The organism is Enterobacter sp. 6722112, assembly GCF_058661685.1.
In genome coordinates, this window is the sequence record NZ_JBZWGR010000007.1 from 614608 (window position 1) to 638608 (window position 24001).

The 24001-nt window shown below is 52.5% G+C and carries 23 protein-coding genes; 7 read left to right on the plus strand and 16 right to left on the minus strand.

Features of this window, described 5'->3' with window-relative positions; translation table 11 throughout:
* Window positions 1-17: 17 nt before the first annotated feature.
* Together AC4OVU_RS04475 and AC4OVU_RS04480 are read left to right on the plus strand one after the other, a co-directional pair.
* Entirely contained in the window at window positions 18-458 is a 441-nt protein-coding gene (locus tag AC4OVU_RS04475) for a PTS sugar transporter subunit IIA (RefSeq protein WP_015572698.1), read from the plus strand.
* A 63-nt stretch (window positions 459-521) separates the two neighbouring features.
* Window positions 522-1769, plus strand: coding sequence for a polysaccharide deacetylase family protein (locus AC4OVU_RS04480; RefSeq protein ID WP_032620926.1), 1248 nt, complete (start codon window positions 522-524; stop codon window positions 1767-1769).
* A gap of 3 nt (window positions 1770-1772) precedes the next feature.
* Here AC4OVU_RS04480 and AC4OVU_RS04485 read toward each other — a convergent pair whose 3' ends face one another.
* The 7 genes from AC4OVU_RS04485 to AC4OVU_RS04515 form a co-directional block, all read right to left on the minus strand.
* On the minus strand, window positions 1773-2744 hold the full coding sequence (locus AC4OVU_RS04485) for a fimbrial protein (RefSeq protein WP_157843897.1): 972 nt from the start codon (window positions 2742-2744) through the stop codon (window positions 1773-1775).
* Window positions 2745-2877: 133 nt separating this feature from the next.
* On the minus strand, window positions 2878-3480 hold the full coding sequence (locus AC4OVU_RS04490; protein WP_045347240.1) for a fimbrial-like protein: 603 nt from the start codon (window positions 3478-3480) through the stop codon (window positions 2878-2880).
* A gap of 14 nt (window positions 3481-3494) precedes the next feature.
* Window positions 3495-4058, minus strand: a complete 564-nt coding sequence (locus AC4OVU_RS04495; protein WP_045347243.1) for a fimbrial protein — start codon at window positions 4056-4058, stop codon at window positions 3495-3497.
* 26 nt (window positions 4059-4084) lie between these two features.
* Window positions 4085-4654 carry a fimbrial protein gene (locus AC4OVU_RS04500; RefSeq protein WP_045347261.1) on the minus strand — a complete coding sequence of 190 codons (570 nt, stop codon included), beginning with the start codon at window positions 4652-4654 and terminating at the stop codon, window positions 4085-4087.
* Between the two features lie 36 nt (window positions 4655-4690).
* Window positions 4691-7288 carry an outer membrane usher protein gene (locus tag AC4OVU_RS04505; protein ID WP_491928628.1) on the minus strand — a complete coding sequence of 866 codons (2598 nt, stop codon included), beginning with the start codon at window positions 7286-7288 and terminating at the stop codon, window positions 4691-4693.
* A gap of 81 nt (window positions 7289-7369) precedes the next feature.
* Window positions 7370-8113: a fimbrial chaperone gene (locus AC4OVU_RS04510; protein WP_045347246.1), complete on the minus strand. Its 744-nt coding sequence runs from the start codon at window positions 8111-8113 to the stop codon at window positions 7370-7372.
* Window positions 8114-8199: 86 nt separating this feature from the next.
* On the minus strand, window positions 8200-8805 hold the full coding sequence (locus AC4OVU_RS04515) for a fimbrial protein (protein ID WP_045347247.1): 606 nt from the start codon (window positions 8803-8805) through the stop codon (window positions 8200-8202).
* A gap of 298 nt (window positions 8806-9103) precedes the next feature.
* Between AC4OVU_RS04515 and AC4OVU_RS04520 the strand changes: the two genes are divergently transcribed.
* Entirely contained in the window at window positions 9104-10129 is a 1026-nt protein-coding gene (locus AC4OVU_RS04520; protein ID WP_040118421.1) for an IS630 family transposase, read from the plus strand.
* Window positions 10130-10228: 99 nt separating this feature from the next.
* On the opposite strand, the gene panD is transcribed toward AC4OVU_RS04520, so the two are convergent.
* From panD to thpR, 9 genes are all read right to left on the minus strand, one after another.
* On the minus strand, window positions 10229-10609 hold the full coding sequence (gene panD / locus AC4OVU_RS04525; protein WP_006810068.1) for an aspartate 1-decarboxylase: 381 nt from the start codon (window positions 10607-10609) through the stop codon (window positions 10229-10231).
* Window positions 10610-10641: 32 nt separating this feature from the next.
* Window positions 10642-11493: a pantoate--beta-alanine ligase gene (gene panC / locus AC4OVU_RS04530; protein WP_047051290.1), complete on the minus strand. Its 852-nt coding sequence runs from the start codon at window positions 11491-11493 to the stop codon at window positions 10642-10644.
* Between the two features lie 11 nt (window positions 11494-11504).
* Window positions 11505-12296: a 3-methyl-2-oxobutanoate hydroxymethyltransferase gene (panB, locus tag AC4OVU_RS04535; RefSeq protein WP_015572705.1), complete on the minus strand. Its 792-nt coding sequence runs from the start codon at window positions 12294-12296 to the stop codon at window positions 11505-11507.
* Between the two features lie 123 nt (window positions 12297-12419).
* Window positions 12420-12899, minus strand: coding sequence for a 2-amino-4-hydroxy-6-hydroxymethyldihydropteridine diphosphokinase (gene folK / locus AC4OVU_RS04540; RefSeq protein WP_015572706.1), 480 nt, complete (start codon window positions 12897-12899; stop codon window positions 12420-12422).
* Entirely contained in the window at window positions 12896-14293 is a 1398-nt protein-coding gene (pcnB, locus tag AC4OVU_RS04545; protein WP_026080645.1) for a polynucleotide adenylyltransferase PcnB, read from the minus strand. The genes folK and pcnB overlap by 4 nt, the downstream gene beginning before the upstream one ends.
* Before the next feature lie 42 nt (window positions 14294-14335).
* On the minus strand, window positions 14336-15226 hold the full coding sequence (gene gluQRS, locus AC4OVU_RS04550) for a tRNA glutamyl-Q(34) synthetase GluQRS (protein ID WP_023295934.1): 891 nt from the start codon (window positions 15224-15226) through the stop codon (window positions 14336-14338).
* A 59-nt stretch (window positions 15227-15285) separates the two neighbouring features.
* Entirely contained in the window at window positions 15286-15741 is a 456-nt protein-coding gene (gene dksA, locus AC4OVU_RS04555; RefSeq protein ID WP_001155232.1) for an RNA polymerase-binding protein DksA, read from the minus strand.
* A gap of 176 nt (window positions 15742-15917) precedes the next feature.
* A complete protein-coding gene (gene sfsA / locus AC4OVU_RS04560; protein ID WP_015572707.1) occupies window positions 15918-16622 on the minus strand; it encodes a DNA/RNA nuclease SfsA in 705 nt (234 codons plus the stop codon).
* Complete coding sequence (gene thpR, locus AC4OVU_RS04565) at window positions 16612-17166, minus strand: RNA 2',3'-cyclic phosphodiesterase (protein ID WP_003856249.1); 555 nt, start codon at window positions 17164-17166, stop codon at window positions 16612-16614. Before thpR ends, sfsA begins: the two co-directional genes overlap by 11 nt.
* A 73-nt stretch (window positions 17167-17239) precedes the next feature.
* Between thpR and hrpB the strand changes: the two genes are divergently transcribed.
* The 4 genes from hrpB to AC4OVU_RS04585 all read left to right on the plus strand — a co-directional run bounded on the left by hrpB (window position 17240) and on the right by AC4OVU_RS04585 (window position 23982).
* Window positions 17240-19669 carry an ATP-dependent helicase HrpB gene (gene hrpB, locus AC4OVU_RS04570; RefSeq protein WP_110293050.1) on the plus strand — a complete coding sequence of 810 codons (2430 nt, stop codon included), beginning with the start codon at window positions 17240-17242 and terminating at the stop codon, window positions 19667-19669.
* A gap of 152 nt (window positions 19670-19821) precedes the next feature.
* Window positions 19822-22344, plus strand: a complete 2523-nt coding sequence (mrcB, locus tag AC4OVU_RS04575) for a bifunctional glycosyl transferase/transpeptidase (RefSeq protein WP_491928629.1) — start codon at window positions 19822-19824, stop codon at window positions 22342-22344.
* A gap of 272 nt (window positions 22345-22616) precedes the next feature.
* Window positions 22617-23225, plus strand: coding sequence for a fimbrial protein (locus AC4OVU_RS04580; RefSeq protein ID WP_017383750.1), 609 nt, complete (start codon window positions 22617-22619; stop codon window positions 23223-23225).
* A gap of 43 nt (window positions 23226-23268) precedes the next feature.
* Entirely contained in the window at window positions 23269-23982 is a 714-nt protein-coding gene (locus tag AC4OVU_RS04585) for a fimbrial biogenesis chaperone (RefSeq protein ID WP_491928630.1), read from the plus strand.
* The last annotated feature ends 19 nt before the right edge of the window (window positions 23983-24001 follow it).

Here is a 24001-nt window from a genome sequence, read left to right on the forward strand (position 1 = left end):
TGCTAAGGAGAGACGATATGCTGGGATGGGTTATCACCTGCCACGATGAAGAGGCACAGGAAATGCTCCTGAAGCTGGAGGCCCGATTTGGCCCTCTGGCGCAATGTCGTGCGGTAAATTACTGGCGAGGGCTGAGCACCAATATGCTAAGCCGGATGATGTGCGACGCGCTGCATGAAACCGACACCGGTGATGGCGTGATTTTTCTCACCGACAGATCGGGCGCGGCGCCTTACCGTTCAGCGGCGTTAATGAGCCATAAGCATGATAACTGTGAAGTAATCTCCGGTATCAGCCTGCCTTTACTCGAAGCGATGTATCCGCTGCGCGCAACGTTGAGCAGCGCTGAGTTTCGTCACGCCATTGTGGCGCAGGGCTCGCCGGGCGTGAGCAGCCTGTGGCACCAGCAGCAGAAGAATCCGCCTTTCGTTCTGCTTCACGATCTGTATAAGCATTAAACATTGGTATTGATGTCGCTTTTGCTACAATGGCGACTGATTTTCCGTATCGATTTATATCCCATGCTCATGCGCGTTATCTTTATCCTTCTGCTACTGGTCTCCGGTGGTGCGTCTGCCAGCCTGACCAGTCAGCAAGGCCTTCCTGCCCAATATATGCAAACCACCGAAGATGCGGCCATCTGGGCGCAGGTGGGAAATGCCGTCGTGAACGTGGGCAATGTCCGCGCCGGGCAGATCCTCGCCGTCTTTCCGGCCGCGGCGGATTACTATGAATTTCGTTTCGGATTCGGTACGGGGTTTATTGATAAAGAGCACCTGGAAAAAGTGCAGGGTAAGCAACGCGTTGAGGATAGTCTGGGCGATCTGAACAAGCCGCTCAGCAATCAAAACCTCATCACCTGGAAAGACACGCCGGTGTATAACGCCCCCAGCAGCGGAAGCGCGCCCTTTGGCACCTTAAGCGCCAATCTTCGCTATCCGATTCTGAATAAGCTGAAAGATCGCCTGAACCAGACCTGGTTTCAAATTCGCATCGGCAATCGTCTGGCGTGGATCAGCAGCCTGGATGCACAGGAAGATAACGGACTGCCGGTTCTGACCTACCACCATATCCTGCGTGATGAAGAGAACACCCGTTTTCGACATACCTCCACGACAACCAGCGTACGTGCGTTTAATAATCAGATGGCCTGGTTACGCGATCAAGGCTATACCACGCTGACGATGTACCAGCTTGAAGGGTACGTGCGTAACAAGATGAACCTCCCCGCGAAAGCGGTGGTGATCACTTTTGATGATGGCCTGAAATCGGTGAGCCGCTACGCGTATCCGGTGCTGAAAGAGTATGGCTTCAACGCGACGGCGTTTATTATCTCATCCCGCATCAAAGGTCACCCGCAGAAGTGGGATCCCCGATCGCTACAGTTTATGAGCGTTCAGGAAATCAAGGGCATCCAGGATGTGTTCGACATTCAGTCTCACACCCACTTTCTGCATCGCGTGGATGGGTATAAGCACCCCATCTTATTGAGCCGCAGCTATCACGTGATCCTGTACGATTTTGAACGCTCACGGCGTGCACTGGCGCAGTTCAACCCGCGCGTGCTGTATGTTTCGTACCCGTTTGGCGGGTATGACAATAAAGCGATTAAAGCCGCGAATGATGCCGGTTTTCATCTGGCAGTGACAACGGTGAAGGGGAAGGTGAAGCCGGGGGATAATCCGTTCTTACTGAAGCGACTGTATATTCTGAGAACGGATTCGCTGGAGACAATGTCGCGGCTGATCAGCAATCAGCCGCAGGGGTAGGGGTCAATCGTAAGAAAGGGTGAACACGCCAGTGGCTTTAAACGAACCCGGCTTCACCGTGCTGCCATTGGCTACCAGCTGGGCAACATAATCAATTTGCTTTGAACCCGGCGTGTAATAGTCCGTTACGACATAGGTTGAGTTAGGATTATTCGGGATAAGCTGGGACGTCCCGTTATACATTATTCTCACACCTGCCCCCTCAGCTCCGGACGACAATGTGTTACCAAGAAGGTCATTGTTAGTTCCGGTTAATTTTGTCGTTGTCAGCTTGGTCGTGAACGATGCCACGCTGGTGCAGTTATCCAGCCTGATGGAAAACGGGACATCCTTGATCCGATTGTTTTTGATGTCTGAGACATAATATTCTCCCAGGTCAACATCGTTAGTCCCATCCGAAAGCATGGCAATGTCGCAGGTAGGAAGCACAATAGGGATCTGGAATGAGTTCTCATTGACCATAAATGTCCATGGCTGGTTGTTACTGTCATTTGGATCACCAATCGACATTTTTCCCAAAGTCCCTGGTTTGGGTTTGATGAAAGTCTCTTTATTCGGGTTCCCTTGATAGCCATCATCAATAAAAATATGAACTGAGGTATTAATCCATTTTTTATCCCAGGGGTCAGCATTTTCGGATGCAGAAACCATGGCCCAGCCGGTGGTATTCGTTCCGAAATAGGCTCCTTTACCACCATCGCTTTCGGCAGTGTGAACCCTCACGGAATAATGAATGCCGGGAATATTCGTTTCAAACATGGCCTCGCCATAATGGCTCCCCACGAACACGGACGGGTCTGTTTGAGACATGAGGTTATAGCCATCGTTTCCTGGACCACACTGGGCCTGAATGCCTGGTGTGAGGTTAACGTTAAAAAGGGCGCCGATATAGTTCCCCGGTGGTGGAAGGCGGATGGGGCCGCCTGAATACTCGGCGTTGATCAGGGTAGTGGTGCCGCCATTCCCATCGTTCATTCGGCACTCCCCTGCCCAGCCTGTCTGGCTAAGGGATAACAACAAGCTCGCCATGGCAAACGCCATTGGGCCTTTAAAACTGAAACCCTTTCTGAAAGCGTTGAACATTCTCATCCTTTTCCTGTTCTGGTTATTATTCGTAAGTGACGTCAACTCGTACTTTACTGGTGACGATACCGCCAGCTACTACGCCAGTGTTCTGATACCGGGCGTAGAACTGATAATCCGTTAAAAATGCAGTACCCTGGCCGCTTACGTCATAAATGACTTTTGACGTACCGTCTTTGTTTAAAACATTCGTTTTATATTTCTCAGAGAAAAGGACGACGCCAACATTTTTGGCTGCCCCGGCAGCAGTCTCTTCACTTTTAAATACCTGGTTTTGCCCCGGCCAAAATCCTGATTGTGGCGAGAAGCTAAAATTCAGCTTTTTAGCGGTGCTGCTGTCTCCGTAGCAATCATCAACATGGATCTTAAAAGGCGTACCGCCCGCATCATCGGTAGCCGTATAGCGATCGCTACCATCAGCGTTATAAAACCAATTCCGCATCACGTTGGGGAGATAGATCTCTCCGCCATTCTCAACGCTTAACTTACAGGTGCTATTAACAATATTGGCCGTAAGATTGACGTCGAGCCCAGAGCCTGCCTGGCTTACGCCAGGCAGGATGTTACCAGCCAGGCCCATTAGCAACACAAGACCGGGCTGGTATAATGTAAACGGTGATTGTTGCATGATGGTTCCTGGAATTATGGGTAGGTGACAGTAAAGGTTACCGGTGCGGTAACGGCACCTGTGCCAACATTAGCAATAGTTTTGTCTTTCGCAATCACGATACGCGAGCTCATCGGGAATTCCGCTGCACCGTCAGCAATGGTGACTTCCTGTGCCGCCGGAGGTCTTTTGCAGCTCAGCATTACGCCTGTATCGACAGATCCTGACCAAATTTCGAAGCCAGTTGATAACCCTGCGGCATAAGAATCTCCGTCCGCATTGAGACCTGAGCATCCCCCACCCGCGCTACTCGCCGCGGATACCGTCGCCTTCGTTACCCCAGAACAGTTTGTAAAGGCAATTTTTAACGGCTCGACGCGGGTTTTATTCGCCACATCGGATTTGTACACGTCGCCAAAGGCAATTTCACTGGACGCAGTTCCTGCACCGTTAAGCACTTTTGCTGTACAGGTGCCTGATACAATTTTTGATTTGATTGTTAATTCGACACTGCTGGTGCCTGTAATTGCTGCACTTGCCATTCCAGAGAACAGAAGGGTAGAAACGGACAGGGCGATAAAAGTTGATTTAAAATTCATAAGGTTGCTCCGTTTTCCTGCACCAATCATTCGTAGCTAAATTCAAAGGTAGCCACGGCTTGAAAATCGCCTATTGTCATACTGTTCGCTTTGGTTTCACGTAATGTGGCCACCAAAGGAACCTCCTTATTCTCGATTTCTGTAGAAGTCCAGACCAGACGTTGAGAATCTGTCTTTGAGTTGATGGTAAAGGGCGCTGTTGGTGCAGACTCTCGGGCGATTTCAACGGCAGCATAGTCAGAACCGCCATTGGCTCCGGTAATCTGGTTAGTAAGCCCGGTCGGTAAAATACCTGATGCCGTACCTTTTACCGTTGTTTTCAGCGAAGTCAGCGATGCCGGGCATTCAACCATCACGATTTTGAAAGCGGCATTTGCCGTTCCTGCTTTGACATCATCTATGCGTACCTGACCGTTAGTACCGATAGTCAGCGTTTGCTGCGTATCTGAACCTTCACCGCCGACCAGCTTCATATCGCAGGTGGTTTCGCGAATATTGGCCGTGAAATTAACATTCAGATCGGTTGCTGCAGCAGATCCTGTCATCGCTAACATTGCTAATGCGATTAATGAATAACCGCAACGTTGTTTCTTCATATTATTTCCCATGGGTGTGATTCCCTGTTGTAAATATCATTGCATTTGGCACTGTTGATTACTCAGAAGGGTCGTGAGACCCGCTTTTTGCGCATTCGCTGGGATCTGATAATGTACGGTACAAGAACTGGTACTATCGCTGCCCCATACCACTCTCAGGACACCTTTATCTTCCACACCGCGTACATACGCTTGCCCAGCTTGTCCTACTGTTCCAATTGGTTCATTCTTCTCGTTCAGCACATCTGCGCCCAGCGGAATAAAGCCCTTATCAGAACGTTGTAATTCCAGAACAAGCGAACGGCCTTCGTCCGTTTCAAAATTCACTAATACAACGGAGCCATTACGCGGCACAGCAACTGCGCTTGTGTTTTTAATTTCGACATCCGCTTCGAGGGTGCTGATATCAATTGAAACCCGGTTTTCTCTGTAGGCAGACATATACGGCATAATGCCGTACCCGGAGCTATCAATACGGCTCTGGCCATAACCCAGGCGAGCCCCTGTCGCGCCACTCGCTTTCACCAGCGCCAGTGAATCCGTTTCGCCGATACTGCCTGGCGTAAATACAACGCCACCTGAGTGAACAACCATCCCACCGTTGTAACTCGCAGAATATTGCTTACTGTTGTCATCACCAAAGGACGCCGAGACACCGAGAGGGCCGTAAGGACTGTTCCATGAGCTAAAACCGCTGATCTGGTTGAGATTGCCGTAATTTCCACCACTTGAAGAGGCGCTAACGGAGTAACTGACGTCACTGTTTTTGGTGTTACCGCTCGCCGTAGAGTTGAAGCTGGTACCGCCTTTCAAATCTGAGCGCAGGCTCATGTTGACGTTGTTAAACCCGCCTGACTGCGTATGGTCTTTATCAAAAACGCTGAACGGGACACTGAGGTTGACGTATACGCTGTCATCCTTCTCACCCGATTCGTTATAGGTACGCTGGAGTGAAACGTTATAGCTGCCGTACGCGAAACTATTGTTGTAGCCCAGGCTGTAGTCAGAAGTTGAACTGCTATCGTTCCAGTAATCCTCCCAGGTGCCGCTAATATAGAGAGAACCGTATTCCTCACCGCTTACATTTAACGGCTGGTTAAGACTGACCTGAACCTGGTTTTTTGTACGCTGATAGTCAGCATACAGTTGCGCATTGCTGTCATAGGAACGGTTACCGTATTCCTGATGATGGATACTGTCCTGCAAAGAGGCGGCATCATTCAGGCTAAGGTAATCCTCCGTTGAGAAGCGATAGGCTGCCACGTTCAAGGAGGTGTTTGTCGCTTCCAATATTTTGCTGTAGGTCAGCCGGTAACTCTGTCCTTTAAGCGTGTCGAGCCCATCGATGTCGGCATAGGACTGCGTCACGTCGAATGCAAATGCACCAATACGGGTGTTCATTGCCAGGCCAAGCAGGCTGGCATAGAAATCCATATCTGTATATTGCGCGCCAACGTAGCCGGTAAAGGTATTATTCAGGCCATACGCATAGGTCGCATAACCGACTTTGGGTTTGTCATGCAGTGAATCATCATTCAGCTCGCCTAAACCGACATCCCACCGGCTGGAACCCGGGCGGAGCATTTGCGTTACCGAGGAGAACGGAACGGTAAACGTCCGTTTACTTCCATCAGCTTCTTCAACGGTAACAATCAAATCATTGCCATAGCCTGTGGTACTGAGGTCATTGATCTCAAAAGCACCCGGTGGAACGGTCGTTTCATAAATCTTGTTACCGCTTTGCATTACGCTAACTTTAGCGTTGCTGTTTGCCACGCCGCGAATCACGGGCGCATAACCAGTAGCGCCTTGTGGGAGCATGCGGTCATCGTTAAACATCCGCGTCCCACGCAGGCTCACCGAGTCAAAGATATCGCCGCGGGTGTAGGAATCACCCAAAACCATCTGTGCGTTAAGCGGTGTAATGTCTCGCTGAAGATAGATATCCTGGCTTGAATAGTGCGAACCGTTATCGCTGTCCCAGTTCATGCTGCCGCGAGAACGTAAACGCCACGCACCCATGTTCAGGCCATAGCGCAGCCCTGCATAGGCAGTATCCGAGTTTGTTCCGTTAGATTCGCTGTGCCAGGTATTGAGATCGTATGAGAGCAATCCAGCGGTAACGCCGTCATCCCATAAAGAGGGATCGACATACCCCGCAGGGAGTTTAAGCACATAGATCTGTGGAAAATTGAGATCCATTTCCTGCTTACCGCTGTCAAAATGCTCAGATGCACCAGGATAATATTTCTTTATATCTACACAGGCCGCTTCATCCTTCTCGACGTCATCGCCTAATTTGCTGGTATCTATACCTGATTGAGCCAAGATGAGTTTTGTCAGACATGCTGAGGCGCGAGGCGTTTTATTATCAACGAATGTCATCTCAACCGTGGATTTTGAATTGCCATTCAAATTCACTTTTACACGGTAGGTGCCCGGCAATACCGGGTTGCCGTAAGCGTAACGCTCAACGTTGATACTTCCACCATTATCGATAAGGAACTGGTCATTAAATTCAATGGCCGATTCTGATTCGGAAGCGGTGTCTACATTATTTTTTCCATTCTCGCTGGCATGTAGCGGTAATGCTGCACAGATAGCGAGGCATAAGAGTGAACGTTGAAATAGCATGCTTCATCCAGACAAGTCGCCGCTCGAATGCTTCACAGCATTCGAACGTTTTATTTTTATAATGTGGCGGTGTTGTATTGATTAATTGAGTTTGGCTTCGAAATTATCAGAGCCGCCATTGTCGTTAATCGTTTCGTAAGCAACAGAACCCACAGTCGTATTGCTGAGGCCTTTTATCTGCATGGCTTGAGTGCTAAAAGGTAAAATTGATTTATGATCAACCTGGTATACTTTGCCTGCGGATTTCAATGTGACGTTCGAAATTGAAACGTTATAAGGTGAATCATTGTGGGCGACCAGGTTAACCGTGCTGCCTTGTTTTTGCTGCGACCATGTTACTTTGGCTGCAGCGTCTCCTGGCGTACCTTTCAGGCCGTCAGGACGGAAAAAGAGTTTAATACGCGTGCGGAATGCTAACTGAAGCTGGTTTGGGCTTTCACCGTCTTTTACTTTTGATTTTGGTGGGATTTCAAGCACATTGAACCAGAATAAGGATTCTCGATCTTTAGGCAATGAACCGCCCAGATAAGAAATACGAACGGATTGACCTTTTTGCGGATCAATTCTGGATACAGGTGGAGTGATAATAAACGGTAATTTTAATTCTTGTGGGTTAGTATCATCACGGCCATCATCGAGCCATGACTGTACCAATAACGGTTTTTTACCACGGTTATCTAAAGAAACAATGACATCTTTCTGCGATTGTTGATAAACAATACGCGTACCCGAAATAACGATATCCGCACTTGCCTGAAATGATGCAAAAACAGCAGCAGTAAGGCAGGCTACTTTTAATCCCTTATAAAATGATGTACTTAACATTTTTCCACTTCCTGTTGGAATGATATCAAATAATCCCCCGACGAATGTCAGGGGATGAATAGTACTCTTGAACTACGTTTTTAGAATTATTCGTAGATCATTGTGAAAGCAGCTTGAGCCTGAACAACACCCGCAGTTACTGGGTTGCTGTTTGCGTCCCAGCCCTGACCCTGGGTGTAAGCTACACGGTAATACAGTGCGCCTGCGCCATTGGTATCAATAGTGGCTTTCTGGGTGTTGTTGGTCTGATCAAGTTTGATCTGATCGGTAGCAGAGTTGCCATCGTTTGACAGAACCAGGTTGACGTTTTTCGCAGCGCCCTGGGTGTTTGTTGGTGGAACCAGCAGGCCGCCGGAAGTGGAAGAAGAACCCGCCCATGAATCGAACTGAGCAGATGCCTGAGAAACGGTAGCAGAATCACAGCCGGTCAGCGTCAGGGAGAATTTCTTCTCGCCCAAGGTGCTGTCGGTGCTCAGTGCAGTGGCGAAATCTTTTACAAACACGGTATCCAGGTTAACGTCGAAATCGTTACCGTCCTGGTCAATTTTCTGATCCAGGGATACTTTACAGGTGTTGTTAGAAACCATACCGTGGAAAGTAATGGTACCTGTATCTGAAGGAGCCGCCATTGCAGAACCAGCGCTCAGAACCATTGCTACTACAGTTGCCAGACCTAATTTATTAAAAGACATTTTTTATATCCATATTAAATGCTAAAAATTAAACATACGCAAAGCCTATGTTTGTTCCGAACTAATGTTTCGGGAAAAGGATTCTAATTGAGGGGGGATGGCGATGGAAAGTCGTTTGCCATTAGAATTACTTAAACGTTTTTTTAGTTAATAAGTGTATTTATAGGTTGCTGATAATTATGAGTTATAGGTGATGTATGGCGTGAATAGAGATTGGTGGTATATCAATAATAAATTTATATACCCGTGATCATTGAAGACGCTTGATTTTTCAGCAACAGGAGATCATGCTGTCCCCATGAAAATCTTTATCACTGACCAACAAAAAGCTGAACTTGAGCGTCTTCATGACTCCAGTCGTGATAAGCGCGTTTGCGATCGCATTAAAGCCATTCTTCTGGCCTCCGAGGGCTGGAGTTCGGCCATGATCGCTCAGGCTTTACGCCTGCATCAGACTACTGTTGACCACCATATCAGCGAGTTTCTGAACAAAGGCAAGCTGAAGCCCGAAAATGGCGGCTCAGACAGCAAACTCAGCGCTGAACAAACGGCTTTTTTAATCAGCCACTTATCCGACAATTTATTTTACCATACCCGTGATATTGTCGCGTTTGTCGCGCGGACATGGAACATCGTTTTCAGCATTCCGGGAATGAATAAGTGGCTGCACCGGAACGGCTTCACCTATAAAAAACCGTCAGGCGTCCCGCATAAATTCAGTGAAGAGAAACAAAAGCAATTCATTGAATATTATGAGGAACTCAAAGCCACCGCAGGTGATGAACCGGTTCTTTTTATTGATGCTGTCCATCCGACTCAGGCCACCAAAATAGGTTATGGCTGGATACGTAAAGGCCAGAGAAAAGCGGTAAAAACAACAGGTAGTCGTACACGGCTGAATATCATGGGGGCGCTGAATCTGAAGGCCCCGGAACATCCGCTAATCTGCGAATATAAAACGGTTAATGAATACAACGTATCTCGTTTTTTCAATGAGATACGTAAAATTTATCCAGATTATCAGCAGAAAGTTCATGTTATTCTGGATGGTGCTGGTTATCACCGTTCACAGTTAGTGAAAGACTGGGCGGAGGTGGTAAATATAAAACTTCATTACCTCCCGCCGTACAGCCCGAACCTGAATCCGATAGAACGAATGTGGAAGTTAATGAACGAACATGCCCGGAATAACCGCTACTTCAGCAACAGCAGGGAGTTCAGGGATGCAATATCTGAATTTTTCAGCCATACGTTACCGGGGATAGCGGGTTTTCTGACGTCCCGAATTAACGATCATTTTCAGGTGCTCAAACCTGCATCTTGAGGTTTATTGGGTATATTAATGTGTTTTATTTATTCCCTGAAATTATGAATTCATTACCCGAAGTGCTCTCCGGGTAATTTAATTATATCTTAGATACGCTTACGCCACCTGAACCGGAATCGCCTTCGCGGTGCGTTTCATATCGTTGTCGCCTTCGAAATAAGCCACCTTCGGCTGCCAGCGGCGTGCTTCTTCATCGGACATCATGACAAAGCTGGCGATAATGACGATATCACCTACGTCCGCGCAATGTGCAGCCGCGCCGTTAACGGAGATGATTTTAGAACCGCGCTCGGCAGCAATCGCGTAGGTTGAGAAACGTTTGCCGTTGTTAACGTTCCAGATATCAATCGCTTCGTTTTCAAGGATGCCCGCAGCATCAAGGAAATCCTGGTCGATCGCGCAGGAGCCTTCATAATGCAGGTCGGCCTGGGTGACTTTCACACGGTGAAGCTTACCTTGCAGCATTTTGCGAATCATTACGTTTACCTTTCATCTTCCGGGTAGTAAAACTACGCCAGCTCAACCACTTTGTTGTCGATAAGGCGGGCCTGGCCGAGCCATGCCGCCACCAGAATTACCGCACGTTTGCTGGTCTCCGTAAGCGCCAGAAGCGTATCGGCATCCCGAATTTGAACGTCGTCAGCACGAAGACCTTTCTCGTTCAGCGCCTGTTCAGCCAGGGCGATAATCTCTTCTGCTGTTAACGCTTTTGCCAGCAGTTGCTCTGCCATGGTATTCATGACTTTGCTTAAGCCCGGCGCAATTTTACGCTGTTCGGCGGTTAGATAGCCGTTACGGGAGCTGAGCGCCAGGCCATCTTTCGCGCGTACAATCGGCACGCCGACGATCTCGATGTCGTAGCCCATGTCGGCAACCATTTTGCGGATCAGCGCCAGCTGCTGGAAATCTTTCTCGCCAAAGCAGGCGATGTCCGGCTGCACCAGGTTAAACAGCTTGCTGACGATGGTGGAGACGCCACGGAAATGGCCCGGGCGGCTGGCGCCCTCCAGCATGGTCGAAATACCCGGCACGTCGACATAAGTCGATTCAGTGGTACCCTGGGGATATACATCTGCGGGTGCCGGTGCGAAGACGATATCCGCATGACGTTTTTTGAGCTTCTCGCAATCTTCCTGCAAGGTACGTGGGTAGCGCGCCAGATCGTCTTCGCGATCGAACTGCATCGGGTTAACGAAGATACTGACCACCACGATATCTGCCCGGGCTCTCGCTTCATCGACCAGCTTCATATGGCCGTCGTGCAGGTTGCCCATGGTTGGGACAAGGGCGATACGTTTACCTTCCTGACGCGCCCGACGAATATGCTGACGCAGCAGCGGCAGGGTTTCTATGATTAGCACACCTGGACTCCTTAATGGAAACTGTGTTCTTCGCCCGGATAAACGCCGGACTCAACCTCGGCAATATACTGCCGCACAGCAGCACGCATGTCGCCTGCTTCTGACAGGAAATTTTTAGCAAATTTTGGAATATGGCCACCGGTGATCCCAAAGGCGTCGTGCATGACCAGAATCTGGCCATCGGTGACGTTACCCGCGCCGATGCCGATCACCGGAATCGACAGCGCCTCAGTGATACGCTTAGCCAGCTCAACCGGCACACACTCCAGCACCAGCAGCTGCGCGCCCGCGGCTTCCAGCGCCACGGCATCATCAAACAGCGTCTGCGCCGCATCGCCTCGGCCCTGCACCTTATATCCGCCAAAGATGTTGACCGACTGCGGCGTCAGCCCCAAATGACCACAAACCGGCACGGCGCGGTCGGTGAGCATTTTCACCGTATCGACCAGCCAGGCGCCGCCTTCGATTTTGACCATATTGGCGCCGGCGCGCATCACTGTCGCCGCATTTTCGAAGGCCTGCTCCGGGGTGGCATACGCCATAAACGGCAGATCGGAAAGCAGCAGGCAGGCGGGGGCACCCCGGCGCACGGCGCGGGTATGGTAAGCAATATCCTCGACCGTGACCGGCAGAGTGGAATCATGTCCTTGTACCGTCATCCCTAACGAGTCTCCGACCAGCATGACGTTGATCCCTTCTTCGGCAAACAGTTTTGCGAAGCTGTAGTCATACGCGGTGATAGTGGCGAAGCGTTTTTTTTCCTGTTTGCATTTCTGCAATAAGGAGATGGTGGTTGGTTTCATACTGTTTCCTGATGGCCCAAAAGCGAATCTTTGCGCATTCTAACAGTAACATTTGAGGGAACAATGATTTTAGGCAATCGATTAACCGCAAATAAGGAATGGTTAATCGATGCGGAGGCGGGATTACCAGCGGGCCGGTTTATCCGCGTTGAGATTTTGCAGAACGGCTTGCAGCGAGGAGCCGTCAGGGAAGGTGAGATCGGGCGCGACTTCAAACAGCGGCCAGAGCATAAACCCGCGGTTTTTCATGTCGTAATGCGGAACGGTGAGGCGTTCGGTGTTAATCACCTCGTGACCGAAAAGCATAATATCGAGATCGAGCGTGCGCGGTCCCCAGCGTTCGGCTTTGCGGACACGACCCTGCTGTAGCTCAATACGCTGGGTATTATCCAGCAGCGTTTCTGCGTCAAGGGTCGTTTCCAGCACCACGGCGGCGTTCAGATAATCAGGTTGATCCTGCGGGCCGAGCGGCGGCGTACGGTAAAATGAGGACAGCGCGACAATGCGGCTTTGGGGGATCTCTCCCAGGGCCTGCACGGCAGCGTTAACCTGCTCCAGCGGAGAGGCCAGATTGCTGCCGATGGCGATATACGCAAGGGTCATGCCGTACCTTCACGACGCGGTGCGCGTTTGCGCGGGCGACGGTGACGACGGCGCGGTGCCGGTTCATCATCCAGATCCGTAAGCATATCTTTTTGCTCCGGTGGCGCAGAAACCTGAAACTCGCCCCACCACTGCGCCAGGCGCTGTAGTTCCGGGTTCCTTTCAACTTCAGCACGCAGAGAGAGCAGATCGAACGCGGCGCGGAACTTAGGATGCTCCATCAGCTTCCAGGCGCGTTTACCCTGACGGCGGGACATACGCAGCTGAAGCTGCCAGATATCACGCACCAGCGTGGTAATACGTTTCGGGATCGCCAGCGTGCGACAGCCTTCGTCCAGCACGTCGTTTGCCGCCAGCGCGAACGCATCATAATAGGCGAGACCGCTCTCCTGGGTAATGCGCTGCGCCGTTTCCAGCAGCGGATACCAGAACATGGCCGCGAACAGGAACGCCGGATTCACGCGCATATCGTTATGAATACGGGTATCGGTGTTCTTCAGCACCTGCGCAATTATCCGCTCCATTGCGCTGTCACCGTTTTCGGTGAAGTAGCGGGTAATGGTCGGGAACAGCGGCTGGAACAAGTTGTACTCACGCAGCAGGTTGTAGGTTTCAAACCCGTAGCCTGCCTGGAGCAGCTTTAACGACTCCTCAAACAGACGGGCAGGGGGCACGTCGTTGATCAGCGTCGCCAGGCGCGGGATCGGCTCTGCGGTTTCCGGGCTGATACGCATGTTCAGCTTGGCGGCGAAACGCACGGCGCGAAGCATTCGGACCGGATCTTCGCGATAGCGTGTTTCCGGCGTGCCGATCAGGCGAATCAGACCGTCTTTCAGATCCTGCATACCGCCGACGTAATCGCGCACGGTAAAATCCGCCACGCTGTAGTAAAGGCTGTTGATGGTGAAATCGCGACGCTGAGCATCTTCTTCAATAGAGCCGAAGATGTTGTCACGAAGCAGCATGCCGTTTTGGCCGCGCTGGGAAGTCGTGCGATCGTTAACGCCCGCTTCGTGGTGACCGCGGAAGGTCGCCACTTCAATAATTTCCGGTCCAAACATCACGTGCGCCAGACGGAAACGGCGGCCAACCAGACGGCAGTTGCGGAATAATTTACGCACCTGCTCAGGCGTGGCGCTGGTCGTCACGTCGAAATCTTTTGGTTTTTTGCCCAGCAGTAAATCGCGCACCCCGCCGCCGACGAGATAGGCCTCGTAGCCTGCTTTATTCAGACGATAGAGCACCTTGAGGGCATTTTCACTGATATCTTTGCGGGAAATATTGTGCTGCTCACGCGGAATGACCGACATGTGTGGCTGTGCAATAGCGTCGTTCGCCATGCTCTCTTCGCGGCTCAGCACTTTACGGCAAAAATTAGCGACTCGGGTAAAAATAGTACACCTCGTAGTGTGTTTTGTTATCAAAAAAGCGGCTAATCATAGCTCAGCGCAACGCATTTGAGAATGCTGGATTTTTGGCACGGCCATAAGCGTCCAGTCAGCAATGGCCGTTTTCAGCAATTCATCCAGACTCAGATCCTGCCATTCCTGCGTTACATTCTGGTTGAGAAATCGCAGCGCGTCGATCAAAACCGGGCGCGGATCGCCGTCAGGCAGCGCCGGGGCATGATTCTGTTTCGATAGCTTATTTCCCTGTTCATTGACTGCCAGCGGCAGATGGATGTAATCCGGCACCGCCCAGCCAAACTGCTGGTAAAGCGATATTTGCCGCACGGTAGGCTCAACCAGATCCGCCCCGCGCACGATTTCCGTAACGCCCTGGAAATGGTCATCGATAACCACCGCCAGGTTATAGGCAAACAAACCATCACGACGGTGAATAATAAAATCTTCACGCGCCAGGCGTTCATCCGCCTGAATTGTTCCTGAGAGTACGTCGGTAAACTGCGTCACCGGAGAACGCTGTATCAGCCGCACGGCGGCATTCTCAGGACCGTTGTGCCGCGTACGGCAGTGGCCGTCGTAAACGCCACCCACGCTCTGAATTCGCGCCCGCGTGCAGGTGCAGTTATAGGAAAGGCCCTGTTCAGCAAGCCACGCCAGACGTTCACGGTAGGCATCATGGCGTTGAGACTGCCAGAGTATGTCGCCGTCCCAGTGAAGACCGTAATGTTCCAGCTGACGCAGAATAGTTTCTGCTGCACCGGGAACTTCACGTGGAGGATCGATATCTTCAATGCGGACCAGCCATTGACCCTGACGGGCGCGAGCCTGTAGGTAGCTGCCGAGCGCGGCAATTAATGAGCCGAAGTGTAATTCACCGGAGGGAGATGGCGCAAAGCGCCCGATATAGTGAGATTCAGACATATCAACGGTAACAAGGCGGGAGAGACTCCCGCCTTAGCTGAGTAGTGAGAGGGCAGGCGTTAGCCGGCCATCTGTTTTTCGCGGATTTCTGCCAGCGTTTTACAGTCGATGCACAGATCGGCTGTTGGACGCGCTTCCAGGCGACGAATACCGATTTCAACACCGCAGGATTCGCAGTAGCCAAAATCTTCGTCCTCGACCTTCTTCAGCGTTTTTTCGATCTTTTTGATCAGTTTGCGCTCGCGGTCACGGTTACGCAGTTCGAGGCTGAACTCTTCTTCCTGAGCGGCACGGTCGACCGGGTCCGGGAAGTTAGCAGCTTCATCCTGCATATGTGTAACGGTGCGATCGACTTCATCCCTGAGTTGATTACGCCATGCTTCAAGAATACGCTTGAAGTGCGACAGCTGGGCTTCGTTCATATACTCTTCGCCCGGCTTCTCTTGATACGGCTCCACCCCAGCGATGGCGAGAATACTCAGGGACGATGTTTTACGGTTTTGCCCTTCTTGCATGTTGCTTCTCCTTAACACGCACTATCGATCCCCGTGTTGGGGGAAAAATCAGGTCGCTATAAATAGCAGATGCTTTTCCGTATGGCAATTATCTAAACGTAACACTTGACAACCCTGTGAGGAAAAGCGTATTTGCGCACGCGGCCAGAACACTTATTAGTCAATCGTCTAATCCCTTATAAGACAATGGGAAGAGAGGATCTCAGAGTCATATTATCGGCAGAAAGTTCCGCTTTATAAGCGAAAATCTCTACCCCCTGCTTTTGTGCCTCATTCAACAATTGCGCGTATTTAGGATCAATATGACGGGCCGGGGAAAACCGTTCAATGGCTGAATGCAGAACCGCAAACAGCAACACGGCGCGCTTGCCCGCCGCCGCTACACTCATTAGCTCTCGCAGATGCTTCTGGCCACGTAGCGTTACCGCATCCGGAAAGAAGCCGTTTTCCTGTTCCGCTAACGTCACTGATTTCACTTCAATATAGCACTCAGGGCGCTCTTCCGCCTGTAACATAAAATCAATTCTGCTGCCTTCATCGCCATATTTCACTTCGCTTTTTTGCGTGCCGTAACCCACCAGTTCAGGAAGCATTCCATTTGTCAGGGCTTCCTTAACCAGCTGATTTGCGCGCAGGGTATTCACGCAAATAAATGCCCCGCTTTGCGTCTCGGTCATTTCCCAGGTATGAGGATATTTGCGTTTAGTATTTTCTGATGTGGAATACCAGACCGTGTCACCCGGCGTGGCGCAACCGGTCATGGCGCCGGTGTTAGGGCAGTGCAGCGTGAGCGTTTCGCCCTCAGGGGTGATCACGTCAGCGAGAAAGCGTTTGTAACGCTGGATCAGCGTGGCGGGCTGGAGTGCAGGGCTAAACTTCATCAGGATTCCTTAACGTGTCGCCCAGCGTCCAGCGCTGAAGCGGAGTATAGCGGGTGCGTCCTTGTACAAAGGCAGATTCGTACAGCGCAAATTCATTCACCTGAAAGGACCAGTGAAAGCCCGGTGGCGGGATGGCAACGGCCTGACCCGCATCGCGCAGCAGGGTAATGTGGGGATGAAACGGCTGCGGGCTCTGATAACAGCCGCTGCGCGCGGCCTGCGCCCGCAGCATGTTGGCGAGCTGTAGCAGTCCGCGAGGGGGCTGCCGCGTCCCCAGCCAGACCACCCGAGAGCGCAGCCATTGCCCGGCATCGTCAAGATGCAGCGTAAACCCCGGCTGCGAAATGCGTCCGGCCATTGCGCTTAACGCGCGCTGCTTTTCAGCGCTTACTTCACCAAGAAAGGCTAACGTCAGGTGCATATTGGCGGCGACGACGGGGCGGCCCGCTTCCGCGGGGAAGTGGCTGGCGCGCCAGCGAACAATCTGCCGTTGAAGCGTGGTGGGTAATTCAATGGCGAAGAATAGCCGTTTTGACTCAGACATGCGCAAGACTCGGTAATGATATGCGCCGATGCTACAATGTACGCCGATTAATGTTAACCCTCTGGAGCCGTAAGTGTCCTCTTTGCCCGTCGCCGTCGTCCTTCCTGAGCTACTCGCAGCTTTAGAACATGCGCCACAGGTTTTGCTCAGCGCGCCCACCGGAGCGGGTAAATCCACCTGGCTGCCCCTGCAAATTCTGCGCGAGGGGAGCATCAGCGGGAAAATTATCCTGCTGGAGCCGCGCAGGCTGGCGGCGCGCAATGTGGCGCAGCGCCTGGCTGAACTGCTGAATGAAAAACCGGGCGAGACGGTAGGGTACCGGATGCGCGCCGAAACCTGCGTTGGACCGTCCACGCGGCTGGAGGTGGTCACCGAGGGTATTCTCACCCGTATGCTGCAAAACGATCCGGAGCTGACCGGCGTCGGGCTGGTGATCCTTGATGAATTTCACGAGCGCAGCCTCCAGGCCGATCTGGCCCTTGCGCTGCTGCTCGACGTTCAGCAGGGGCTGCGCGACGACCTTCGGTTGCTGATTATGTCGGCGACGCTGGATAACGAGCGGCTCCGGCAGACGCTCCCTGACGCGCCGATGATCTCCTCTGAAGGGCGTGCGTTCCCGGTCGAGCGCCGCTATCAGCCGCTGCCTACCCATCAGCGTTTTGACGAAGCGGTTGCCATCGCCACCGCCGAATTGCTCCGCCAGGAGCCCGGCTCGCTGCTGCTGTTTTTACCCGGCGTAGGCGAAATCCAGCGCGTACAGGAGCAGCTGGCATCCCGGGTGAACGGTGACGTTATGCTGTGCCCGCTCTACGGCGCGCTGCCGTTGGCTGACCAGCGCAAGGCGATCCTTCCCGCACCGGCGGGGCAGCGCAAAGTGGTGCTGGCAACCAATATCGCGGAAACCAGTTTGACCATCGAAGGCATTCGCCTGGTGGTGGACAGTACGCAGGAGAGGGTAGCCAGTTTTGATCCGCGTACCGGGCTGACCAGGCTACTGACGCAGCGCATCAGCCAGGCCTCGATGGTGCAGCGCGCAGGGCGAGCAGGGCGTCTTGAGCCGGGTATTTGCCTGCATTTAACCAGCGCCGAGCAGGCGGAGCGTGCGGCATTGCAGAGCACGCCTGAGATTTTACAAAGCGATCTCTCCGGGCTGGTGATGGATCTGATGCAGTGGGGCTGCCCGGACCCTGACCAGCTCACCTGGCTTAATCCTCCGCCTGTCGTGAATCTTTCCGCCGCGCGCAGCCTGCTGACCCAGCTTGGCGCGCTGGAAGGCGAGCGACTGACGGCGCGCGGTCAGAAAATGGCGGCGCTGGGCAACGATCCGCGTCTGGCGGCAATGCTGGTGGCAGCACAGGGCGACGATGAAATTGCCACGGCGGCAAAACTGGCGGCTATTCTTGAGGAGCCGCCGCGCGGTGGCAGCAGCGATCTGGGACAGGCCTTTTCTCGCCATCAGGGAAACTGGCAACAACGCGCGCAGCAGCTGTGTAAACGCCTGAATTGCCGGGGCGGTTCGCCTGACAGCGATAAAGTTATCCCTCTGCTGGCCCAGGCCTTCCCGGACAGGATCGCTCGCCGTCGCGGGCTGGATGGTCGCTATCAGCTGGCAAATGGGATGGGCGCGATGCTGGACAGCGATGACGCCCTGACGCGTCACGAATGGCTGATCGCGCCGCTCTTGCTCCAGGGCAGCCACTCCCCGGACGCGCGTATTTTACAGGCGGTTGCCGTGGATATTGACGCGCTGACGCGTGCCTGCCCGCAGCTGCTTCAGCAATCTGACATCGTGGAATGGGATGATGCCCAGGGCACGCTGAAGGCGTTCCGTCGTAGCCAGATTGGCAAACTGACGCTCGGGACGAAACCGCTGGCGAAGCCGTCGGAGGAAGAGTTACACCAGGCGATGCTGAACGGCATTCGGGAAAAAGGGCTGAGCGTACTGAACTGGACGCCGGAGGCCGAACAGTATCGCATTCGCCTGCATTGCGCCGCGAAGTGGCTGCCGGAACAGGGGTGGCCAGCGGTGGATGATGAGACGCTGCTCGCGACGCTTGAACAGTGGCTGTTGCCGCAGATGAACGGCGTACACTCGCTGCGCGCCCTGAAGGCGCTTGATGTTAAGGCAGCGTTACAGAATTTACTGGACTGGTCGTTACGTCAACGTCTGGATAGTGAACTGCCTGGGCATTACACTGTGCCAACCGGGAGCCGGATTGCCATTCGTTATCATGAGGATAATCCGCCGGCGCTGGCGGTTCGGATGCAGGAGATGTTTGGTGAGGCCACCACGCCGTCCATCGCTGAAGGGCGCGTGCCGTTAGTGCTTGAGCTGCTTTCGCCTGCGCATCGTCCCTTGCAGATCACCCGCGATCTGGGGGCGTTCTGGGCGGGGAGCTATCGTGAAGTGCAGAAAGAGATGAAAGGGCGATATCCCAAACACGTCTGGCCGGACGATCCGGCGAATACCGCGCCGACACGGCGCACGAAGAAATATTCGTAATGGATCGAAAAGGGGAGTGCGGCCTGATGCCCTCACCCCGGCCCTCTCCCACGGGGAAAGGGATAAACAAACTTTGAGAGATTTCTTCTTTCACTGACCTGTGCAAGATAAGAAAATCTGGCCTTTGCGCCTGAATGTTGCGGAGAAAAAGCATGGCGGGGAATGACCGCGAGCCAATAGGACGTAAGGGAAAGCCGACGCGTCCGGCGAAAGAAAAGGTAAGCCGTCGTCGCCTCAGAGATGAGGAGTATGACGATGACTATGAAGACGATTATGAGGATGAAGAACCGATGCCACGTAAAGTGAAAGGCAAAGGGCGTAAGCCTCGTGGTAAGCGCGGCTGGTTCTGGTTGCTGCTGAAGCTGTTCATTGTTTTTGTTGTCCTGATCGCGATTTACGGCGTTTATCTGGATCAGAAGATCCGCAGCCGTATCGACGGGAAAGTCTGGCAATTGCCTGCGGCAGTGTACGGCCGCATGGTGAACCTTGAGCCGGACATGTCCATCAGCAAGAACGAGATGGTGAAGCTGCTGCAAGCCACGCAGTATCGTCAGGTCACGAAAATGACCCGTCCGGGTGAATTTACCGTCCAGGCGAAAAGCATTGAGATGATCCGCCGTCCGTTCGACTTCCCGGACAGTAAAGAAGGGCAGGTGCGCGCGCGTCTGACCTTTGACGGCGATCGTCTGGAAACCATTGAGAACATGGATAACGATCGCCAGTTCGGTTTCTTCCGTCTCGATCCGCGTCTCATCACCATGCTGTCGTCCGCAAACGGCGAACAGCGCCTGTTCGTGGCGCGTAATGGCTTCCCGGATCTGCTGGTAGATACCCTGCTGGCAACCGAAGACCGCCACTTCTACGAGCACGACGGTATTAGCCTTTACTCCATTGGTCGTGCGGTACTGGCGAACCTGACTGCCGGGCGTACGGTGCAGGGGGCAAGTACCCTGACCCAGCAGCTGGTGAAAAACCTGTTCCTCTCCAGCGAGCGCTCTTACTGGCGTAAAGCCAACGAAGCGTACATGGCCGTGCTGATGGATGCGCGCTACAGCAAGGATCGTATTCTTGAGCTGTACATGAACGAGGTGTACCTCGGTCAGAGCGGTGACAACGAGATCCGCGGCTTCCCGCTGGCGAGCCTGTACTACTTTGGTCGTCCGGTAGAAGAGCTGAGCCTTGACCAGCAGGCGCTGCTGGTGGGCATGGTGAAAGGCGCGTCGATCTACAACCCGTGGCGTAACCCGAAACTGGCGCTGGAGCGTCGTAACCTGGTGCTGCGTCTGCTGCAACAACAGCAGGTGATTGACCAGGAGCTGTACGACATGCTGAGCGCGCGTCCGCTGGGCGTTCAGCCGCGTGGTGGGGTGATCTCTCCGCAGCCTGCCTTTATGCAGATGGTGCGTCAGGAGCTGCAGTCTAAGCTCGGGGATAAAGTGAAAGATCTCTCCGGCGTGAAGATCTTTACCACCTTTGACTCCGTGGCACAGGACGCCGCAGAAAAAGCGGCGGTAGAAGGTATTCCGGCGCTGAAAAAGCAGCGTAAGCTGAGCGATCTGGAAACCGCGATGGTAGTGGTTGACCGTAACACCGGCGAAGTTCGTGCCATGGTGGGCGGTGCTGAGCCGCAGTTTGCGGGCTATAACCGTGCCATGCAGGCGCGTCGTTCAATTGGTTCACTGGCAAAACCGGCGACCTATCTGACCGCGCTGAGCCAGCCGAATCTTTATCGCCTGAATACCTGGATTGCCGATGCGCCAATTTCCCTGCGCCAGCCTAACGGCCAGGTTTGGTCACCGCAGAACGATGACAGACAGTTCAGCGGCCAGGTCATGCTGGTGGATGCGTTAACCCGCTCGATGAACGTGCCAACGGTTAACCTCGGAATGGCGCTGGGCCTGCCGGCCATTACCGACACCTGGCAGAAGCTGGGGGTACCGAAAGATCAGCTGCACCCGGTGCCAGCGATGATTCTGGGGGCGCTTAACCTGACGCCAATCGAAGTGGCGCAGGCGTTCCAGACCATCGCCAGCGGCGGTAACCGTGCTCCGCTTTCCGCTCTGCGTTCGGTGATTGCCGAAGATGGCTCCGTGCTGTATCAGAGCTTCCCGCAGGCAGAACGTGCAGTTCCGGCGCAGGCGGCCTATATGACGCTGTGGACCATGCAGCAGGTTGTCCAGCGCGGTACCGGCCGCCAGCTGGGAGCGAAGTATCCGGGCCTGCATCTGGCGGGTAAAACCGGGACCACCAACAACAACGTCGATACCTGGTTCGCCGGTATTGATGGTCGTGAAGTGGTCATCACCTGGGTGGGGCGCGATAACAACCAGCCGACCAAACTGTATGGCGCGAGCGGTGCGATGTCGATTTACCAGCGCTATCTGGCCAACCAGTCTCCGGTGCCGCTGAACCTGGTTGCCCCGGAAGATATCGTTGATATGGGCGTGGACGCATCGGGCAACTTTATTTGCGGTGGCGGGATGCGTACGCTGCCGGTCTGGACGACTAACCCGGATGCGCTGTGCCAGCAAAGTCAGCCAGAAGAACCGACAGGTAACCCGTTCGATCAGTCTTCTCAACCCCAGCAGCCGCAGCAACAGCCGCAGCAGCAGAATGAGAAGAAAGACAGCGACGGTGTCGCCGGCTGGATCAAAGACATGTTTGGCGGAAACTAATTAGTTTCCTGAATAAAAGGCCGCTTAAGGATTAAGCGGCCTTTTTTTATGTTTACATTCATTTATATTTAAAATTATTAAATTTAAAATGTAGAATTATTAATTTTTGCTTTTTTTCATCTAAAACAGAAAGTTGTGTCCGATTATTCGGGCATTATCATTTTGCGATCTAGACGTGATGAAGAATAATCTGATTAAATCCTCCCCAGAAATTTACTGACCTCACAGGATATTCCTTAGAGGACTTCCCAACATTTTTGTATATATCAAGAATGGATATCTTCATCATCACATATAAGGATATTGTTATGAGTAAATATGTTGTTTCAACGGTGCTGGCCAGCACGTTTATGGCTGCACTTTCTCTGCCGGTATTTGCAGCGAATGATTCTGGTACGGTAAATTTCGCCGGAAAAATTGTGGCGGATACCTGTGAAATTGATGTTGATGGCTCGGGGTCCAATACTTCCACCGTCACATTTGCAGATACTTATCCTTCTGATTTTGGTACTGACGGTCAGGTCGGGACGTCGAAGGCCTTTAAGATTGAAGTGAAAAAATGTGATCCGCTGGTTGCCAAACTGAACCTCAAGTTCAGCGGCACCACAACGGATGCGGAATACAAGCGCCTGAAGAACGATCTTTCCGGCGCTGGCAATGCGACCAACGTTGGCATCATTGTCAGTAATGAAAATGGGACTAAGGGGGACGTGGTTTTCAACGGATCAGAACCGGAAGCCGGTACCGATGTTGCGAACGATGCCACTGGCGCCACAGCATCTGTCTTTAATTACACCGCGAAAGTTATTCAGGTTGGTGATAACAAACCAACAGCAGGTCACTACTCCTCATCTGCAACGTTCGAGGTTGTTTATCGCTAAATCTATTTTGGCAGCCTGAAAGGGCTGCCTTCTGGAACGTAGTATGAATTATTTATTAAAATTGTTAGGTGGATGTTTGATTATCTCTTGCTGTTCAGTACAGGCAAGTGTGGTTCTCGGTGGCACGCGAATTATTTATCCATCGAATAAATCCGAAGTACAAATAGCACTCAAAAATAAAGACCCTCATACTCGATATCTGGTGCAAAGCTGGGTGAGTTACCCCAACGATGCAAAAGCACCTTTCATCATTACGCCGCCTGTCTATAAATTACAGGGAAATCGTCAGACCCTTTTGCACATCATTTTTACCGGCGATAAAAAAAATCTGCCCGCAGATCGCGAATCTTTATTTCTGGCGAATGTGAAATCCGTCTCGGCGTTATCACCTGACTTAAAAGACAAGAATACGCTGCAATTCGCGATGAAAACGCGTCTGAAGCTGTTCTGGCGTCCTGCTGATTTGAAAGAAACCGATGCGCTACAAGCCTATGAAAAAATCACCTTCCGCCGCCAGGGGAACAAGCTCATTGCGAAAAACCCAACGCCGTTTTACGTCTCCTTTGGCGAGCTGGCCGTGGGCGGGAAAAGTGTCCCTGTGACTGACACAAGAACAACGCCGGGGGCGATTTCAATGATGGTCGCACCTTTCAGCGAGCAATATTTTTCTGTGCCTCAATCTGCAAACGGGCCCGTGACGTGGACTGCTATTAGCGATTTCGGCGCGCAAACCTCCCAGCGCAAGCAGGCTCTTTAAACACACAATGCTGGTACCC

Excerpts from the sequence above, each read along its gene's own strand:
- AC4OVU_RS04480 (WP_032620926.1), top strand. The coding sequence starts at position 522 with ATGCTCATGCGCGTTATCTTTATCCTTCTGCTACTGGTCTCCGGTGGT.
- panB (WP_015572705.1), bottom strand. The coding sequence starts at position 12,296 with ATGAAACCAACCACCATCTCCTTATTGCAGAAATGCAAACAGGAAAAA.
- sfsA (WP_015572707.1), bottom strand. The coding sequence starts at position 16,622 with ATGAAGTTTAGCCCTGCACTCCAGCCCGCCACGCTGATCCAGCGTTAC.
- AC4OVU_RS04510 (WP_045347246.1), bottom strand. The coding sequence starts at position 8,113 with ATGTTAAGTACATCATTTTATAAGGGATTAAAAGTAGCCTGCCTTACT.
- AC4OVU_RS04505 (WP_491928628.1), bottom strand. The coding sequence starts at position 7,288 with ATGCTATTTCAACGTTCACTCTTATGCCTCGCTATCTGTGCAGCATTA.
- AC4OVU_RS04485 (WP_157843897.1), bottom strand. The coding sequence starts at position 2,744 with ATGAACGATGGGAATGGCGGCACCACTACCCTGATCAACGCCGAGTAT.
- dksA (WP_001155232.1), bottom strand. The coding sequence starts at position 15,741 with ATGCAAGAAGGGCAAAACCGTAAAACATCGTCCCTGAGTATTCTCGCC.
- gluQRS (WP_023295934.1), bottom strand. The coding sequence starts at position 15,226 with ATGTCTGAATCTCACTATATCGGGCGCTTTGCGCCATCTCCCTCCGGT.
- AC4OVU_RS04490 (WP_045347240.1), bottom strand. The coding sequence starts at position 3,480 with ATGCAACAATCACCGTTTACATTATACCAGCCCGGTCTTGTGTTGCTA.
- AC4OVU_RS04495 (WP_045347243.1), bottom strand. The coding sequence starts at position 4,058 with ATGAATTTTAAATCAACTTTTATCGCCCTGTCCGTTTCTACCCTTCTG.
- AC4OVU_RS04580 (WP_017383750.1), top strand. The coding sequence starts at position 22,617 with ATGGATATCTTCATCATCACATATAAGGATATTGTTATGAGTAAATAT.
- thpR (WP_003856249.1), bottom strand. The coding sequence starts at position 17,166 with ATGTCTGAGTCAAAACGGCTATTCTTCGCCATTGAATTACCCACCACG.
- mrcB (WP_491928629.1), top strand. The coding sequence starts at position 19,822 with ATGGCGGGGAATGACCGCGAGCCAATAGGACGTAAGGGAAAGCCGACG.
- folK (WP_015572706.1), bottom strand. The coding sequence starts at position 12,899 with ATGACCCTTGCGTATATCGCCATCGGCAGCAATCTGGCCTCTCCGCTG.
- panD (WP_006810068.1), bottom strand. The coding sequence starts at position 10,609 with ATGATTCGCAAAATGCTGCAAGGTAAGCTTCACCGTGTGAAAGTCACC.
- AC4OVU_RS04515 (WP_045347247.1), bottom strand. The coding sequence starts at position 8,805 with ATGTCTTTTAATAAATTAGGTCTGGCAACTGTAGTAGCAATGGTTCTG.
- AC4OVU_RS04500 (WP_045347261.1), bottom strand. The coding sequence starts at position 4,654 with ATGAAGAAACAACGTTGCGGTTATTCATTAATCGCATTAGCAATGTTA.
- AC4OVU_RS04585 (WP_491928630.1), top strand. The coding sequence starts at position 23,269 with ATGAATTATTTATTAAAATTGTTAGGTGGATGTTTGATTATCTCTTGC.
- AC4OVU_RS04475 (WP_015572698.1), top strand. The coding sequence starts at position 18 with ATGCTGGGATGGGTTATCACCTGCCACGATGAAGAGGCACAGGAAATG.
- AC4OVU_RS04520 (WP_040118421.1), top strand. The coding sequence starts at position 9,104 with ATGAAAATCTTTATCACTGACCAACAAAAAGCTGAACTTGAGCGTCTT.